Annotated in this window: 13 protein-coding genes; 9 read left to right on the top strand and 4 right to left on the bottom strand. The window is 66.6% G+C overall.

Annotated features, from left to right (window positions below; translation table 11 throughout):
• Window positions 1-235: 235 nt before the first annotated feature.
• Both V3B64_RS12835 and V3B64_RS12830 read left to right on the top strand, forming a co-directional pair.
• On the top strand, window positions 236-1,939 hold the full coding sequence (locus tag V3B64_RS12835) for a proline--tRNA ligase (protein ID WP_032128001.1): 1,704 nt from the start codon (window positions 236-238) through the stop codon (window positions 1,937-1,939).
• 223 nt (window positions 1,940-2,162) lie between these two features.
• Entirely contained in the window at window positions 2,163-2,546 is a 384-nt protein-coding gene (locus V3B64_RS12830) for an H-NS histone family protein (protein WP_329914232.1), read from the top strand.
• A gap of 115 nt (window positions 2,547-2,661) precedes the next feature.
• Here the strand turns inward: V3B64_RS12830 and V3B64_RS12825 are convergent, their stop codons facing one another.
• Window positions 2,662-3,921 (bottom strand): threonine/serine exporter family protein, encoded by a 1,260-nt coding sequence (locus V3B64_RS12825; RefSeq protein ID WP_049398420.1) that lies wholly within the window; start codon window positions 3,919-3,921, stop codon window positions 2,662-2,664.
• 92 nt (window positions 3,922-4,013) lie between these two features.
• On the opposite strand from V3B64_RS12825, the gene V3B64_RS12820 reads away from it, so the two are divergent.
• The 4 genes from V3B64_RS12820 to V3B64_RS12805 are packed head-to-tail and all read left to right on the top strand — an operon-like array spanning window position 4,014 to window position 7,532.
• On the top strand, window positions 4,014-5,135 hold the full coding sequence (locus tag V3B64_RS12820; RefSeq protein ID WP_032127999.1) for an ABC transporter permease: 1,122 nt from the start codon (window positions 4,014-4,016) through the stop codon (window positions 5,133-5,135).
• Window position 5,136: 1 nt separating this feature from the next.
• On the top strand, window positions 5,137-5,964 hold the full coding sequence (locus tag V3B64_RS12815; RefSeq protein ID WP_329914231.1) for an ABC transporter ATP-binding protein: 828 nt from the start codon (window positions 5,137-5,139) through the stop codon (window positions 5,962-5,964).
• A gap of 3 nt (window positions 5,965-5,967) precedes the next feature.
• Entirely contained in the window at window positions 5,968-6,894 is a 927-nt protein-coding gene (locus tag V3B64_RS12810) for an MlaD family protein (protein WP_014035909.1), read from the top strand.
• Window positions 6,891-7,532 carry an ABC-type transport auxiliary lipoprotein family protein gene (locus V3B64_RS12805; RefSeq protein ID WP_329914230.1) on the top strand — a complete coding sequence of 214 codons (642 nt, stop codon included), beginning with the start codon at window positions 6,891-6,893 and terminating at the stop codon, window positions 7,530-7,532. Before V3B64_RS12810 ends, V3B64_RS12805 begins: the two co-directional genes overlap by 4 nt.
• Window positions 7,533-7,536: 4 nt before the next feature.
• Here V3B64_RS12805 and V3B64_RS12800 read toward each other — a convergent pair whose 3' ends face one another.
• From V3B64_RS12800 to V3B64_RS12790, 3 genes are read right to left on the bottom strand one after another with little or no spacing between them, the layout of a single operon-like run.
• Window positions 7,537-8,124 carry an alpha-ketoglutarate-dependent dioxygenase AlkB gene (locus V3B64_RS12800; RefSeq protein WP_329914229.1) on the bottom strand — a complete coding sequence of 196 codons (588 nt, stop codon included), beginning with the start codon at window positions 8,122-8,124 and terminating at the stop codon, window positions 7,537-7,539.
• 48 nt (window positions 8,125-8,172) lie between these two features.
• The gene (locus tag V3B64_RS12795) at window positions 8,173-8,805 is read right to left on the bottom strand and encodes a CoA transferase subunit B (protein ID WP_329914228.1); all 633 of its coding nucleotides are present in this window, start codon (window positions 8,803-8,805) and stop codon (window positions 8,173-8,175) included.
• 1 nt (window position 8,806) lies between these two features.
• Window positions 8,807-9,538: a CoA transferase subunit A gene (locus tag V3B64_RS12790; RefSeq protein ID WP_329914227.1), complete on the bottom strand. Its 732-nt coding sequence runs from the start codon at window positions 9,536-9,538 to the stop codon at window positions 8,807-8,809.
• 160 nt (window positions 9,539-9,698) lie between these two features.
• On the opposite strand from V3B64_RS12790, the gene V3B64_RS12785 reads away from it, so the two are divergent.
• The 3 genes from V3B64_RS12785 to V3B64_RS12775 all read left to right on the top strand — a co-directional run bounded on the left by V3B64_RS12785 (window position 9,699) and on the right by V3B64_RS12775 (window position 15,875).
• Window positions 9,699-13,016: a DEAD/DEAH box helicase gene (locus tag V3B64_RS12785; RefSeq protein WP_329914226.1), complete on the top strand. Its 3,318-nt coding sequence runs from the start codon at window positions 9,699-9,701 to the stop codon at window positions 13,014-13,016.
• A gap of 96 nt (window positions 13,017-13,112) precedes the next feature.
• Complete coding sequence (locus V3B64_RS12780; protein WP_049398412.1) at window positions 13,113-14,459, top strand: phosphomannomutase/phosphoglucomutase; 1,347 nt, start codon at window positions 13,113-13,115, stop codon at window positions 14,457-14,459.
• Between the two features lie 12 nt (window positions 14,460-14,471).
• The gene (locus V3B64_RS12775) at window positions 14,472-15,875 is read left to right on the top strand and encodes a mannose-1-phosphate guanylyltransferase/mannose-6-phosphate isomerase (protein WP_032127990.1); all 1,404 of its coding nucleotides are present in this window, start codon (window positions 14,472-14,474) and stop codon (window positions 15,873-15,875) included.
• The last annotated feature ends 11 nt before the right edge of the window (window positions 15,876-15,886 follow it).

The raw sequence follows: 15,886 nt of genomic DNA, 5'->3' as shown, positions 1-15,886 counted from the left end.
AGGCGGGGTGGGTCCGGTTGCGAGGGCGTGAGCGCCATCGATGGCGCGACCGAGCCACAGGGACGTATTTACGGCGTCCCCCGCAACCGGACCCACCCCGCCATCCCACGGGAAGCCCGCTGTTGCAGTTGCAGTTGACGTTGCTTGAGGCGGGTGCAGGGCGCAGCCCTGCCGATACCCCTCCCCCCGGCCGGGCTGGCAGAATAGGCGTCTCTGCCGTTATCCGAAGCCGACGATGCGCCTCTCCCAGTTCCACCTGCACACCACCAAGGAAACCCCCAGCGACGCCGAGCTGACCAGCCACCGGCTGATGCTGCGCGCGGGCATGATCCGCAAGCTGGCATCGGGCCTGTACACCTGGTCGCCGCTGGGCCTGCGCGTGCTGCGCAAGGTCGAGCGCATCGTGCGCGAGGAAATGGACCGCGCCGGTGCCGTGGAATTCCAGATCCCGACCATCCAGCCGAAGGAACTGTGGGAGCAGACCGGGCGCTGGCAGAAGTTCGGCCCGCAGCTGCTGAAGATCAAGGACCGCAAGGACCAGGTGTTCTGCTACAGCCCGACCGCCGAAGAAGCCGCCTGCGACTTCGCGCGCAGCGAGCTGTCCAGCTACAAGCAGCTGCCGGTGAACTTCTACCAGGTGCAGACCAAGTTCCGCGACGAGATCCGTCCGCGCTTCGGCGTGATGCGTTCGCGCGAGTTCCTGATGAAGGACGCCTATTCGTTCCACCTGCACGATGAGTGCCTGGTGCGCGAGTACGAGAACATGAAGTCGGCCTACAGCCGTATCTTCACCCGCCTCGGCCTGGACTTCCGCATGGTGCAGGCCGACTCCGGCGCGATCGGCGGTGATGCCTCGCAGGAGTTCCACGTCATCGCCGATTCCGGCGAAGACGCGCTGGTGTTCTCCACCGGTTCGGACTACGCGGCCAACATGGAAGCGGCGATCGCTGCCGATCCGGCACCGCGTGCGGCCGCCAGCGAAGCCATGCGCAAGGTCGATACCCCCACCCAGAAGACCTGCGAGGATGTCGCGGCGCTGCTCGGCATCGACCTGCAGCGCACGGTGAAATCGGTGGCGCTGATCGCCGGCGAAGGCAAGGCACAGCAGTTCGTGCTGCTGCTGGTACGCGGCGACCATGAGGTCAACGAGATCAAGCTGGCCAAGGTTGCCGGCCTGGACGAGCAGCGCTTCGCCAGTGAGGCGGAAATCGCCGAGCACCTGGGCAGCGTGCCGGGCTTCCTCGGCCCGGTCGCCCCGGCCAAGGCCATCCGCGTGGTGGCCGATCGCGAAGTGGCGGCGATGTCCGACTTCGTCGTCGGCGCCAACGAAGCCGGTTTCCACCTGGCTGGCGTCAACTGGGGCCGCGACCTGCCGGAACCGGAAGTGGCCGACATCCGCAACGTGCGTGCCGGTGACCGCGCGCTGGACGGTGGTGAACTGAAGATCGCCCGTGGCATCGAAGTCGGCCACGTGTTCCAGCTCGGCCGCAAGTATGCCGAAGCGCTGGATGCCACCGTTCTGGACGAGAACGGCAAGGCCGCGGTGATGGCGATGGGCTGCTATGGCATCGGTATCTCGCGCGTGGTGGCTGCCGCGATCGAACAGAACCATGACGATGCCGGCATCATCTGGCCGGACGCGATGGCGCCGTGGCAGGTGGTGGTGTGCGTGATCAATCCGAAGGGCGACGCCGCCGTGGCCGACGCCGCGGCCAACCTGCTGCAGGAGCTGCGCGATGCGGGCCTGGACGCGGCACTCGACGACCGTGGCCTGCGCCCGGGCGCAATGTTCGCCGACATGGAACTGATCGGCATCCCGCACCGCGTGGTGGTCAGCGAACGTGGCCTGGCCGCCGGCACCTACGAGTACCGTTCGCGCCGCGCCAGCGAAGCGGAAAGCCTGGACAAGGCCACCCTGCTGCAGCGCCTGCAGGGTTGATCAGGAAAAGACCGGGGCATGCCCCGGTCTTTTTTTTGCCTGACGCCCATTTGAGCAATATTGCAGCGGACATAATCCGGTCAAAATCGACGCAATGCAGCCGGGATGCTGCCAGGCCATGACCGGTCTGCATTTGTGCTGGGATTAATTCATCTTTATTCTGTCCCGCGACGCCAGGGACTGGCTCGTCCCGTCCACTTATTAGTTTCCGGAGTAACCGTAAATGAGCATTGACCTGACCGGCCTGTCGGCACGCGAGCTGGGCGCCCTGATCCGCACCGCCAAGAAACAGCAGACCATCGTCGCCAAGCGCCGGCCGATCACCAAGGTCCGGGCACAGCTGACCAAGCTGGCCAAGACCGAGGGTTACACCATCGAGGAACTGTTCGGCGACGCCCCGGCCCCGCGCGCGCGCAAGGTGGCCAAGGTTGCCAAGGTACCGTCGAAGACCGCTGGCCGCAAGCTGGGCAAGGTTGCGCCGAAGTACCGCAACCCGGCCAATCCGAAGGAAACCTGGACCGGCCGTGGCAAGCAGCCGCGCTGGATGGCCGAGCTGACCGCCAAGGGCAACAAGAAGCCGGAAGATTTCCTGATCAAGAAGGCCTGAGGCCGGATCGGGATGCAATGAAAAACGTCGGCGAAAGCCGGCGTTTTTCATTCCCCGGAAAGAAAAGGTGTGTGGACCAACGGTCCACACCCACAGGAAGCAGCCCAGAGGGCGATTACAGGGTTTTGCGGGCCGGCATCAGCAGGTTGCCGAACAGCAGGCCAGCGACCAGCGCCATCACCACGTTGAGCACGGTGAGGAACACGCTCTGGCCGGCGCCCACGTCCTGCTGCTGGACCAGGGTCAGCACGCCGCGCAGGCTGGTGCTGCCGGGCACCATCATGATGATGCCGGGCAGGCGGATGATTGCGCCCGGGCGGCCGACGAGGCGGCCGAACAGATTGCCACCGGCGGTCAGCAGCATCGCCGACAGGAAGATGCCAGCCGGCGCTCCCCAGGCGTGGCCACCGAACTTGGAGATCGCATAACCAGCGACCGAGGCCGCGATCACCCACGGATAATCGCGGCGGTTGGCCTTGAACAGCATCGCGAAGGCAAACGCCGCGGTCAGCAGTGAGCCCCACTCCACCCACGGCCCCTGCGGCCGCGTGGCGCGGATCACCGGATCGAGGCCGAGCACATCGGCCAGGGTCACCGCGATCATCGCGCCGACGCTGAGCTTCATGATGGTGGTCAGCGCGCCGGCAAAGCGCGCGGTACCCGACACCCAGTGCTGGCTGGCCAGTTCATTGACCGCATTGGTCAGCGACATGCCGGGCAGCAGCACCACCAGCGAGGCGATGATCACCGTGTTGAGATTGAGCGCGCCGATGAAGGACGCGACCAGGGTGGCGACCAGGCCGGCCAGCAGCGCGGCCAGTGCCTCGGCGGCTTCGCGGGTGGCCGGGCGACGGTCGGTGACCATGCCGAGCAGGCCGATCATCAGGCCGATGACACCGGCGGTGGCAATGTCCAGCCACGGCAGCTTCCACATGCCGGCCACACCGGCCGCGCCGAGGGTGAACGAAAGGATGGTGCGCAGCTTGCCGCGCCGGCCCGGATCCTTGTCCAGCTGGCGCAGCGCGGTGTGGCCCTGGGCGATGCTCATCCGCCCGTTGGCCACTTCCTCGGCGATATGGTCGGCCACGCTGAGCTTGTGCAGGTCGTTCTCGCCGGGGGCCAGGCGGATCACGCGGGTGATGTCACTGGAGCCGATCGCCTGCGCAGGGTCGCTGAAGCTGAGGATGATACCGGTGGGATTCGACCACGGTTCACAATCCAGATCGAGCTGGCGGGCCAGTGCCACCACTGCCGTTTCCAGGCGCTGGGCCGTTGTGCCGTAGCTGTGCAGGCGTCCGGCGATCTCGGAAACGAAGGCCACGCGCTGCGCGTAGGTGGCCTGGGGCGTGGGGATCGTGTGAGCGTCTGCGGACATGCGCCGTAGTATTACCTAGGCTGGGCCTTACCGGAGAAATTCATCCGAGTTCGACGCGATGCCCAATACAGAACGGTTATGCTGCGACCCGAATGGCCCAAGTGACCCCGAACCACGCCCCCCAGCTCGAACAGGATGCCCATGACCCGGGCGTGATCCGCCTGTCCGGCACCTGGACCTTGAAGACCGCGCTGGCCGCGGCCGAAGTCCTGCGCGGCGTTCCCGACACGCTGACCGGCATCGATGCCACCGCCATCGAGAAGATGGATTCGGCCGGCGTGCTGCAGGTGCTGCGCGTGGCCCATCGCGCCGACCTCGGTGAGGACGCACTGAAGTTCCGCCCGGACCACCAGGCGCTGGTGTGCACCATCGAGGAAGTGGCCGACGACCGGCCCAAGCCCAAGCGCGACTTCGGCGTGCTGGCTGCACTGGAACGGCTGGGTGTCAGCGTCCATGCCACCGGCCACAACATCAAGGCGCTGTGCAGTTTCCTCGGCGAGAACCTGGTCAAGGCCGCGCGCCTGGTCAAGGAACCCCGCCGTTTCCGCCTGACCGCCACCGTGCACCAGATGGAGCAGGTCGGGCTGGATGCGGTACCGCTGGTGGCACTGCTGTCCTACCTGGTCGGCGCGGTGATCGCCTTCCTCGGCTCGACCATCCTGCGCGATTTCGGCGCCGAGATTTACGTGGTCGAGCTGGTCAACATCGCCTTCCTGCGCGAGTTCGCGGTGCTGCTGACCGCGATCGTGCTGGCCGGCCGCACCGCCAGCGCCTTCACCGCGCAGATCGGTGCGATGAAGGCGCGCGAGGAAATCGATGCGATGCGCACTCTGGGCCTGGACCCGATCGACCTGCTGGTGCTGCCACGGCTGCTGGCGCTGCTGGTCACCCTGCCCCTGCTGACCTTCATCGCGATGGTCGCCGGCCTGGCCGGCGGCATCACGGTGGGTGCATTCGACCTGGATATTCCGCCGCAGATGTACATCGCGCGCATGCACGAGACGATGGAAGTGCGGCACATGCTGGTCGGCCTGTCGAAGGCGCCGGTGTTCGCGCTGGTGATCGGCCTGATCGGCTGCCTGGAAGGACTGAAGGTCGAAGGCACGGCGCAGTCGGTCGGCGAACGCACCACCTCCAGCGTGGTGCAGACCATCTCGCTGGTGATCATCATCGACGCCTTCGCGGCGTTGTGGTTCATGCACATGGACTGGTGACATGAGCACGCATCCGACGCCCGAAGAAATTCCCATGCAGGACGACAACGGCCACGAGCTGGCCATCCGCGTGCGCGGGCTGGTCAACCGCTTCGGCAGCCAGACCGTGCATGAAGACCTGGACCTGGACGTGCGCCGCGGCGAGATCCTGGGTGTGGTGGGTGGTTCGGGTACCGGCAAATCGGTGCTGATGCGTTCGATCCTCGGCCTGCGCGTGCCCGATGCCGGGCAGATCGAAGTGCTCGGCCGCGACGCGCGTGCCGACGATGCCGAGAGCCGCCTGCACATCGAGCGCAACACCGGTGTGCTGTTCCAGGACGGTGCCCTGTTCTCCTCGCTGACCGTGGGCGAGAACGTGCAGGTGCCACTGAAGGAGCACCATCGCGAACTGCCCGAGCGCTGGCACTACGAGCTGGCGCTGCTGAAGGTGAAGCTGGCCGGCCTGCCCGCCGATGCGATCAACAAGCTGCCCTCGCAGTTGTCTGGTGGCATGCGCAAGCGCGCCGGCCTGGCCCGAGCGCTGGCGCTGGATCCGCCGCTGCTGTTCCTGGACGAACCGACCGCAGGCCTCGACCCGATCGGTGCGGCTGCATTTGACCGCCTGATCAAGACCCTGCAGGAAGCGCTGGGACTGACCGTGTTCCTGATCACCCACGACCTGGACACGCTGTACGCGATCTGCGACCGGGTCGCGGTGATCGCCGACCGCAGGGTGGTGGCCAACGCGCCCTTGCCTGACATCGAGAAACTGGATCATCCGTGGATCCAGGAATACTTCCACGGACCCCGCGCGCGTGCCGCGCGTGGCGAACAGATCGAGAGTGCCTGAGCCATGGAAACCAAAGCCAACTACGTGCTGATCGGCGCGTTCACCCTGATCACCGGCCTGGCCCTGCTGGCCTTCGGCCTGTGGGCCGCCAAGTACTCTTCCGACCGCACCTGGCAGGAATACCGCGTGGTGTTCCGCGAAGCGGTGACCGGGCTGTCGGTGGGCAGCCCGGTGCAGTACAACGGCATCGCGGTGGGCTCGATCACCGAACTGAACCTGGTACCGGACGACCCGCGCCAGGTGGTCGCGCGCATCCGCCTGAACTCCAACACGCCGGTCAAGACCGATACCCGCGCCAAGCTGGCGATCACCAGCCTGACCGGCCCGTCGATCATCCAGCTCAGCGGTGGCACGCCACAGTCGCCGGCGCTGACCACGGTCAACAAGGACCCGGCGCCGATCATCCCGACCACGCCGTCGGCGCTGCAGAACATCACCGACGTCGCCAACCGCATCGTCGAGCGCATGGACCAGATCCTCAGCGACCGCAACGTGGCTTCGATCAACGCGACACTGGCCAACCTGGAAACCATCAGCGGTGGTCTGGCCGACCGTGACCAGGGCACGCAGGCGCTGCTGCTCAGCGCGCGCGACGCCGCGCGCAGCCTGGACACCACGCTGAAGACCACCAACGGCACCATCGAGCGCCTGGACAAGAACCTGGTGCAGCAGCTGCCGGGCATCATCGACAAGCTCGACGGCACTCTGGCCAAGCTTGATTCGGCCGCCGGCAACGCCGATTCGATCCTTGGCGAGAACCGCGCTGCCATCAACAGCTTCGCCAACGATGGCCTCGGCCAGCTGGGCCCGACGCTGACCGAACTGCGCGGCCTGATCCGCGACCTGCGCCGGGTCAGCGACCGCCTCGAGAACAACCCCGCGCGCTATCTGCTGGGCCGCGACGCACCGAAGGAGTTCGAACCCAAATGAGCCCGACCACCCTTCCGCGCCTGCTGCTGGCCGCTTCGATGGTCACCCTGCTGGGCGGCTGCTCCATTCTCGGCAGCAGCGAGAAAACCGCAGTGACGCTGTACTCGCCCTCGGTGCAGGTGAAGGCGGACCCGGCGTGGCCGCAGGCCAGCTGGCAGCTGGTACTGGCCAAGCCCAGCGCCGCGCGCATGGTCGACAGTCCGCGCATCAACGTGCGGCCGACGCCGTCGCAGCTGGAGATCTACAAGGGCGCCAGCTGGGCGCAGCCGGCTACCGACATGATCGAGGACACGCTGCTGCGCGGCTTCGAGGATTCCAGCCGCATCCGCGGCGTGGCCCGCAGCACCGCCGGCATCCGCGCCGATTACAAGCTGTCCACCGACGTGCGCCGCTTCGAATCGGATTACCAGGGACAGGCCACGCCGACGGTGGTGATCGAGGTCAACGCCAAGCTGATCCACGTGGCCGACCAGCGCGTGGTCGCCGACCGCACCTTCCGCCAGGCGCAGCCGGTCGGCAGCACCGACGTACCGGCGGTGACCGCGGCCTTCGAGCGCGGCCTGCAGCAGCTGGCACAGGAGATGGTGGGCTGGACGCTGACCAGCGGGCAGGCCGACCAGCCGACCATCGCACACTGATCGATCAGCGCGGCGTGATCCAGCGGAACGTCAGGTTGATCCGCTCGCCCTGCACCCGCGCCATCTTCGGCAGCGCGTGCTGATAGAACTGCTGGGTCTGACCGGCCATCACCAGCAGATCGCCGTGGCCGAGCAGATACTCGGCCTTCCGCGCCGGGTCATCGCGCCGGCGCAGCAGGAAGCGCCGCGCCGTGCCCAGGCTCAACGAAGCAATCACCGGGGCCGACCCCAGCTCCGGCTCGTCATCGCTGTGCCAGCCCATGTAATCACCGCCGCCGCGATAGCGGTTCAGCAGCACGCTGTTGAAGCGGCCGAGGCCCTCCACCCGCAGGCGATCACGCATGGCCTGCAACGCGGGTGGCCAGGGATGCGGCACGAATTCAGCCCCGGAATAGCGGTAGCGCGCCTGCGGATCGCCGATCCAGCAGCTCAGCCGCGGCGAATCCACCCAGTTGCCGAACATGCGGATGCGGTGGACTTCCCAGAGGACTTCGGCCTGCAGCACGGACAGGAGCCGGTCTGCATCGGTCGCGGCCAGCCAGCCCGGCAGGTGCTGGACATCGGCATCGGGCAGGTCGTGAGGGAAAAGCATGGCGCTACCTGAGAATGGGGCGTCCCTGAGCCGGGCCGCCCCGGACCTTCAACCGCGAACGAACGCCACGCCCGTCTTTTCCTTCAACTCGTCATCGCTGACGCCCGGCGCCGCTTCCACCAGCAACAGGCCCTTGTCGGTGACGTCGAACACGGCCAGATCGGTGATGATGCGGTCGACCACGCCCACACCGGTCAGCGGCAGCGTGCATTCGGTCAGGATCTTGTGCTCGCCGTTCCTGGCGGTGTGCTCCATCAGCACCACCACGCGCTGCACGCCGGCCACCAGATCCATCGCGCCGCCCATGCCCTTGACCATCTTGCCGGGCACCATCCAATTGGCCAGGTCGCCCTTGTGGGTGACCTGCATGGCGCCGAGGATGGCCAGGTTGACGTGGCCGCCGCGGATCATCGCGAAGCTGTCGTGGCTGCCGAAGTAGCTGGCACCGGCGCGTGCGGTCACGGTCTGCTTGCCGGCGTTGATCAGGTCGGCATCGACTTCGGCATCGGTCGGGAACGGGCCGATACCGAGCAGGCCATTCTCCGACTGCAGCCATACGTCCACGCCTTCGGGGATGTGGTTGGCAACCAGGGTCGGCAGGCCGATGCCCAGGTTCACGTAGGCGCCATCAGTCAGTTCGCGGGCGGCGCGTGCCGCCATCTCATCGCGGGTCCACGCCATGTCAGTTGCCCTCCGCGCGGATGGTGCGCTGTTCGATACGCTTTTCTGGATGCGGGTTGTGCACGATGCGGTGCACGTAGATGCCCGGCAGGTGCACCTGGTCCGGATCGATGGCGCCGACCGGCACCACCTCTTCCACTTCCACGATGCAGACCTTGCCGGCCATCGCGCAGGCCGGGTTGAAGTTGCGCGCGGTCTTGCGGAACACCAGGTTGCCTGCTTCGTCGGCCTTCCACGCCTTGACCAGCGCGACATCGGCACGCAGCGCGGTCTCCATCACGTAGTGCTTGCCGTCGAACTCGCGGGTTTCCTTGCCCTCGGCCACCACGGTGCCGTAGCCGGTGGCAGTGAAGAACGCCGGGATGCCCGCGCCGCCGGCACGCAGGCGCTCGGCCAGGGTGCCCTGCGGATTGAATTCCAGCTCCAGCTCGCCAGCCAGGAACTGGCGCTCGAATTCCTTGTTCTCGCCCACGTAGGACGAAATCATCTTGCTGATCTGGCGGGTTTCCAGCAGCTGGCCCAGGCCGAAACCATCGACGCCGGCATTGTTGGAGATCACGGTCAGGCCCTTGGCGCCGCTGTCGCGCAGCGCGGCGATCAGTGCCTCGGGAATGCCACACAGGCCGAAGCCGCCCACGGCCAGCGTCTGGCCATCGGCGACCACCCCTTGCAGGGCCTCCGCCGCACTGGCGAAGCGCTTGCCGCGCTTGCCGGTGGAAGTCGATTGCTGCATTGCTGTACTGCCCTGCACGTTGAGGATGACCGCATTCTAGCTGGAGGGCGGCGAAGGGCCTGGATGCGCCGCAGCATTGACGGAGCACCAGGCGGGCATTGGGTAGAATGGGCGATTCCACGCAGAAGGGTGCTTCAGCGCCTACGCCCCTCGATCTACGATGACGCCGACCTTCACAGACGAAGACCTGTTCCGCTGGATCGACGAATGGACACTGCAGAAAAGCGAGCAGTGCCTGGGTGGCGTGCGCAACCGGCAACTTCGCGATGGCCTGCTGACGGCCGAGGTACAGGGTTCGGCCAGGCATCCCTACTACGTGGAGATCGATCTGACGGCCAGTACGCGCACCGCGCGCAGCCGCCTGCAGAGTGCCTGTTCCTGCCCCGTCGGCCGCACCTGCAAGCATGTGGCGGCGGTGCTGGTCTCGTACATGCTGGATTCGCTTGCCATGGACGACGAGAGTCCCCTGACCGAACAGGACCTGGCGCAACCGCCGCGTCCTGAACTGCTGGCGGAGCTTTCGCGTTGGCAGAGCGCGCGGATCCGGCCGGCCCAACCACGCCGGAACGGTGTCATCTTCGAACTGTCCACCTACAACCACCACCCCGCCGTGCTGGTCCGGCGCGTCAAGTACGGGGCCGATGGTGCGATCAGCACGGGCAAGTGGATGGATATCACCGCGGACCTGCTGCTGGATCCTCCGGCCTATCTCACGCCGACTGATCTGGCGGTGATGATCCAGCTACGCACCCAGCGGCAGCCCGCAACGAAGGACGAATGGATCGACTTCGCGGCCACCCTGCAGTTGATCGTCTCCAGCGGCCATGGCTGGGTCTCCTGCGGTACGCACGGCGACGTGCCGGCCCGGTCAGGAGCTCCACGCCGCGGCGAACTGGGCTGGACCGTTGGCATGACGCAGGGCGCGACGCTGCTGGAACCCACGTTGAGCGTGGAGGGCGGCGCCAGAGGCGTGGTCCTGGGCCGGAGTGCGTGCTATCTGGACCCGGTCACCGGCGAGGTCGGTCCGCTGCTGCTGGATGTCAGGGCCGAGGACGCCGACGCCTTCCTGAGCCTGCCCAATCTGTTACCCAACGAAGAAGCGGTGGTCGCACAGATGCTGCAACAGATCGACCCTGCCCTGCCGCGCCCCGGTGCAAGCGACACACTGCCCACCCTGCAGATCAGCGCGATGATCCCCGTGCTGCGCCTGCATACGATTGAGTTCCGGCCGGCGTGGCTCGGCCGCCGCGACCCGTCGCAATGGGCCGATATCGCGACCGTGGCCTTCGAGTACGACGAGCACGTGCGGTTCCTGGATGATCCGAGCCTGTTCGCACTCGATCCGGAGGGCCAGCTCGCCCTTCTGCCCCGTGACCTGGCTGAGGAATCACGGCGCGAGGCCGAGCTGCGCACGGTGGGACTGCATCGCGACACGGACCCGCGGGCGCCATTGGACGGCGCTGGCCCGCAGTTCCAGCTGCGCACCCATGACTGGACACGGTTCCTGCTGGACGATGTGCCGCGCCTGGAAGCCTTGGGCTGGAAGGTGGAGACGGACGACGATTTCCGCCATCGCATCACCCGGGTGGATGAGATCGACCTGGACATCCAGGCGGACCCGACGGATGCGGGCTGGTTCAACCTGGGTCTGGACATCCAGGTGGAAGGCCGCAACGTATCGATGGTTCCGCTGCTGCAGCAGGTGCTGCAGTCCGATCCCCGCTGGATGCGTGGCCAGCTGGACGCCATCGGCGACGACGAGAACGTCCTGTTGATGGCAGGCGACAACACCCGCCTGGCACTCCGGGCCGCACGACTGAAGCCGATCATGGCCCTGTTGGCGGACCTGTTCGCCCAGCGTGGCGCGCCGCTGCGCTTGTCAGCGCTTGACCGTGGCCGCCTGCAGGCACTGCAGGACACGGCGCGCCTGCAGTTCCGGGGCCGCAAGGATACCCAGGCGCTGGTGCAGCGGCTGATGCAGGCACCCGCACTGGGCGAAGTGCCGCCACCAGCGGGGCTGGTGGCAACGCTGCGTCCCTACCAGCTGGAGGGCCTGTCGTGGCTGCAGTACCTGCGCCAGCAGGGGCTGGGCGGGGTGCTGGCCGATGACATGGGGCTGGGCAAGACCCTGCAGACACTGGCGCATCTGCTGGTCGAGAAGGAAAGTGGCCGCCTGGACCGGCCGGCGCTGCTGGTGGTGCCGACCTCGCTGCTGCACAACTGGCAGAGCGAAGCGGCACGCTTCACCCCGGGCCTGCGCGTACTGACCCTGCACGGACCGGCACGTGAGGTGCTGTTCGAGGCGATCCCCGAGCACGATCTTGTACTGACCACTTATCCCCTGCTGTGGCGCGACGAGCAGGCGCTGCAGGCACATGCCTACCATCTGCTGATCCTCGACGAGGCCCAGCAGGTGAAGAATCCGAAATCGCGTGCGGCGGTCACCCTGCGCACGCTGCAGGCCCGCCATCGCCTGTGCCTGACCGGTACGCCGCTGGAAAACCATCTGGGCGAACTGTGGACGCAGTTCGATTTCCTGCTGCCCGGCCTGCTCGGCAGCGAGAAACAGTTCAACCAGCATTGGCGCCATCCGATCGAACGCGGCAGCGACCACCGCCGCGCCACGTTGCTGGCGCAGCGTCTGCGCCCCTTCATCCTGCGCCGGCGCAAGGACCAGGTCGCGTCAGAGCTTCCGCCCAAGACCCTCATTACCCGCGCGGTGGAGATGGAGGGTGGCCAGCGTGATCTCTATGAAACCGTGCGTGCCGCGATGGAAAAGCAGGTGCGCGAAGCCATCAGCGGCAGCGGGCTGGCGCGCAGCCATATCGTGGTGCTGGATGCCTTGCTGAAGCTGCGCCAGGTCTGCTGCGATCCGCGCCTGCTGCCGGGCGACGCCCCTGCACGCAATGCCGGCTCGGCCAAGCTGGAGCTGCTGCGCGACATGCTGCCGTCGATGGTCGAGGAAGGCCGGCGGATCCTGGTGTTCTCACAGTTCACCGGCATGCTGGCGCTGATCGCGCAGGCGCTGGAGGAGCTCGGGCTGGCCTATGTGACGCTGACCGGCGACACCCAGGACCGGGCCACGCCGGTGCAGCGTTTCATGCAGGGCGAGGTACCCGTGTTCCTGATCAGCCTGAAGGCGGGTGGCGTCGGGTTGAACCTGACTGCTGCAGACACCGTCATCCACTTCGATCCCTGGTGGAACCCGGCGGCCGAAAACCAGGCCAGTGACCGCGCCCATCGCATCGGCCAGCAGCAGCCGGTGTTCGTCTACCGGCTGATCGCCGCAGGCAGCATCGAAGAACGGATTGCCGAGCTGCAGGAACGCAAGGCCCTGCTGGCGGAATCGATTCTGGAAGGCGGCGGCAGCACGGGTCCACGCTTCAGTGAGGAAGACGTCCAGGCGCTGCTGGCGCCGTTGCCGGGCCTGCCGGCCAAGCGCACCCGCCGGCCAGGCCGACGATCGCCGCAGGCCTGATCCGTGGCGCCAGTCAGGTGGCGTTCTCCGATGGAAACGATTCCCAAACGGGACTGGGACTACAATTGAGGGCTGAGCTCACAAAGGATCTGATCGATGCCCCTGCCCGCCTTCAAGGCCTACGATATCCGCGGCCGCGTGCCGGAAGAACTGAACGAAGACCTGGCGCGCCGCATCGGCGTCGCCCTGGCTGCGCAGCTCGCTCCCGGCCCGGTGGTCCTCGGCCACGATGTGCGCCTGACCAGCCCGGCGCTGCAGGATGCACTGGCCGCAGGCCTGCGTGGTACCGGCCGTGAGGTGATCGACATCGGTCTGTGCGGTACCGAAGAGGTCTACTTCCAGACCGATCACCTCGGCGCAGCCGGCGGTGTGATGGTGACCGCCAGCCACAACCCGATGGACTACAACGGGATGAAGCTGGTCAAGGAGAACGCGCGCCCGATCAGCTCCGATACCGGCCTGTTCGCGATCTCCGATGCGGTCGCCGTCGATACGTCCGAGGCCCAGCCGCCACGCGCCGGGCAGACCGCCCAGCATGACAAGAGCGCCTATATCCAGCATCTGCTGAGCTACGTCGACGCCGCCAAGCTCAAGCCGCTGAAGCTGGTGGTCAATGCCGGCAACGGTGGTGCGGGCGCCATCGTCGACCTGCTGGCACCGCACCTGCCGTTCGAGTTCATCCGCATCTGCCACGAACCCGATGGCAGCTTCCCCAATGGCATTCCCAACCCGCTGCTGCCGGAAAACCGCGCCGCCACCGCCAATGCGGTGCGCGAACACGGCGCCGACTTCGGCATTGCCTGGGACGGTGACTTCGACCGCTGCTTCTTCTTCGACCATACCGGCCGCTTCATCGAGGGCTACTATCTGGTCGGCCTGCTGGCCAAGGCCATCCTGGCACGCAATCCCGGCGGCAAGATCGTGCATGACCCGCGGCTGGTCTGGAACACCGTGGAAATGGTTGAACAGGCAGGCGGCGTGCCGGTGCTGTGCAAGAGCGGCCACGCTTTCATCAAGGAAAAGATGCGCGCCGAAGATGCGGTGTACGGCGGCGAGATGAGCGCCCACCACTACTTCCGCGAATTCGCCTATGCCGACTCCGGCATGATCCCGTGGCTGCTGATCGCGCAGCTGATCTCCGAGAGCGGCCGCTCGCTGGCCGACTGGGTCGAAGACCGCATGGCGGCCTATCCCTGCAGCGGCGAGATCAACTTCAAGGTGGCCGATGCCAAGGCCGCCGTGGCCCGCGTGATGGAGCACTTCGCCGCGCGGTCGCCCGCGCTGGACCATACCGATGGCATCAGCGCCGATTTCGGCGACTGGCGCTTCAACCTGCGCAGTTCCAACACCGAGCCGCTGCTGCGCCTGAACGTTGAAGCCCGCGGCGACGCAGCGCTGATGCAGGCGCGCACCGACGAAATCTCCCGCCTTATCCAGCAGTAATCAAGGAAGATCATGAGCAACATCCAGCCCGTCATCCTGTCCGGTGGTTCCGGCACCCGCCTGTGGCCACTGTCGCGCGAGGCGTATCCGAAGCAGTTCCTGCCGCTGGCAGGCGAACTGACGATGCTGCAGGCCACCTGGCAGCGCGTCGCGCCCATTGCCACCCACGGCCCGTTGGTGATCGCCAACGAAGAACACCGCTTCGTCGCTGCCGAACAGCTGCAGCAGGTCGGCGCCGAGCCGGCTGCCATCATCCTGGAACCGGTTGGCCGCAATACGGCGCCGGCGATTGCGGTCGCAGCCCTGGAGGCCACCCGTGACGGTGCCGATGCGCTGCTGCTGGTGCTGCCCTCGGACCATGTAATCACCGATGAGGCTGCGTTCCGTGCAGTCGTGCAGGCTGCAGCCAGCGCTGCCGAGGCCGGCAAGCTGGTGACCTTCGGCATCGTGCCGACCGGTCCGGAGACCGGCTACGGCTATATCAAGGCCGCCAATGGGCAGGGCCTGCGTGCGGTCGAGCGTTTCGTCGAAAAGCCCGACCTGGACACCGCCACCGGCTATGTGGCCAGCGGCCAGTACTACTGGAACAGCGGCATGTTCCTGTTCAAGGCCTCGCGCTACCTGCAGGAACTGGAGCGCTTCCAGCCCGACATGCTGGCCAGCAGCCGCCAGGCCTGGCAGCAGGCCCGTCGCGATTCGGATTTCACCCGCCTCGACAAGGAGGCGTTCGCCACCGTTCCCTCCGATTCCATCGACTATGCCGTGATGGAAAAAACCGAAGACGCCGTGGTGATTCCGCTGGATGCCGGCTGGAACGACGTCGGTTCGTGGACCGCACTGCGCGATGTCTCGCATCAGGATGGCGATGGCAATGCGCACCAGGGCGACGTGATCGCGATCGACTGCCGCAACACCTATGCCTATGCACAGCGCCTGGTGGCACTGGTCGGCCTGGATGACGTGATCGTGGTCGAGACCGACGATGCGGTGCTGGTCGGCAAGGCCGACCGCATGCAGGAGGTCAAGACCGTAGTGGCGCAGCTGAAGGCCGACGGTCGCAGCGAGGCCACCTGGCATCGCAAGGTCTACCGCCCGTGGGGCGCCTACGATTCGATCGACAACGGCGAGCGTTTCCAGGTCAAGCGCATCACCGTCAAGCCCGGCGGTACGCTCAGCCTGCAGATGCATCACCATCGCGCCGAGCACTGGATCGTGGTCAGCGGCACCGCCGAGGTGACCCGCGGCGACGAGGTGATCCTGCTCAGCGAGAACCAGAGCACGTACATCCCGCTGGGCGTGACCCATCGCCTGCGAAACCCGGGCAAGCTGCCGCTGGAGCTGATCGAGGTGCAGTCCGGCAGTTACCTGGGGGAGGATGACATCGTGCGTTTCGAGGACACGTACGGGCGTAGTTGATCCGACGCCCT

Source organism: Stenotrophomonas sp. SMYL86 (assembly GCF_036320025.1).
Classification (GTDB): domain Bacteria; phylum Pseudomonadota; class Gammaproteobacteria; order Xanthomonadales; family Xanthomonadaceae; genus Stenotrophomonas; species Stenotrophomonas maltophilia_A.
Note: the sequence above shows the minus strand (reverse complement) of the source record. Positions and strands in the feature narration are given on the sequence as shown.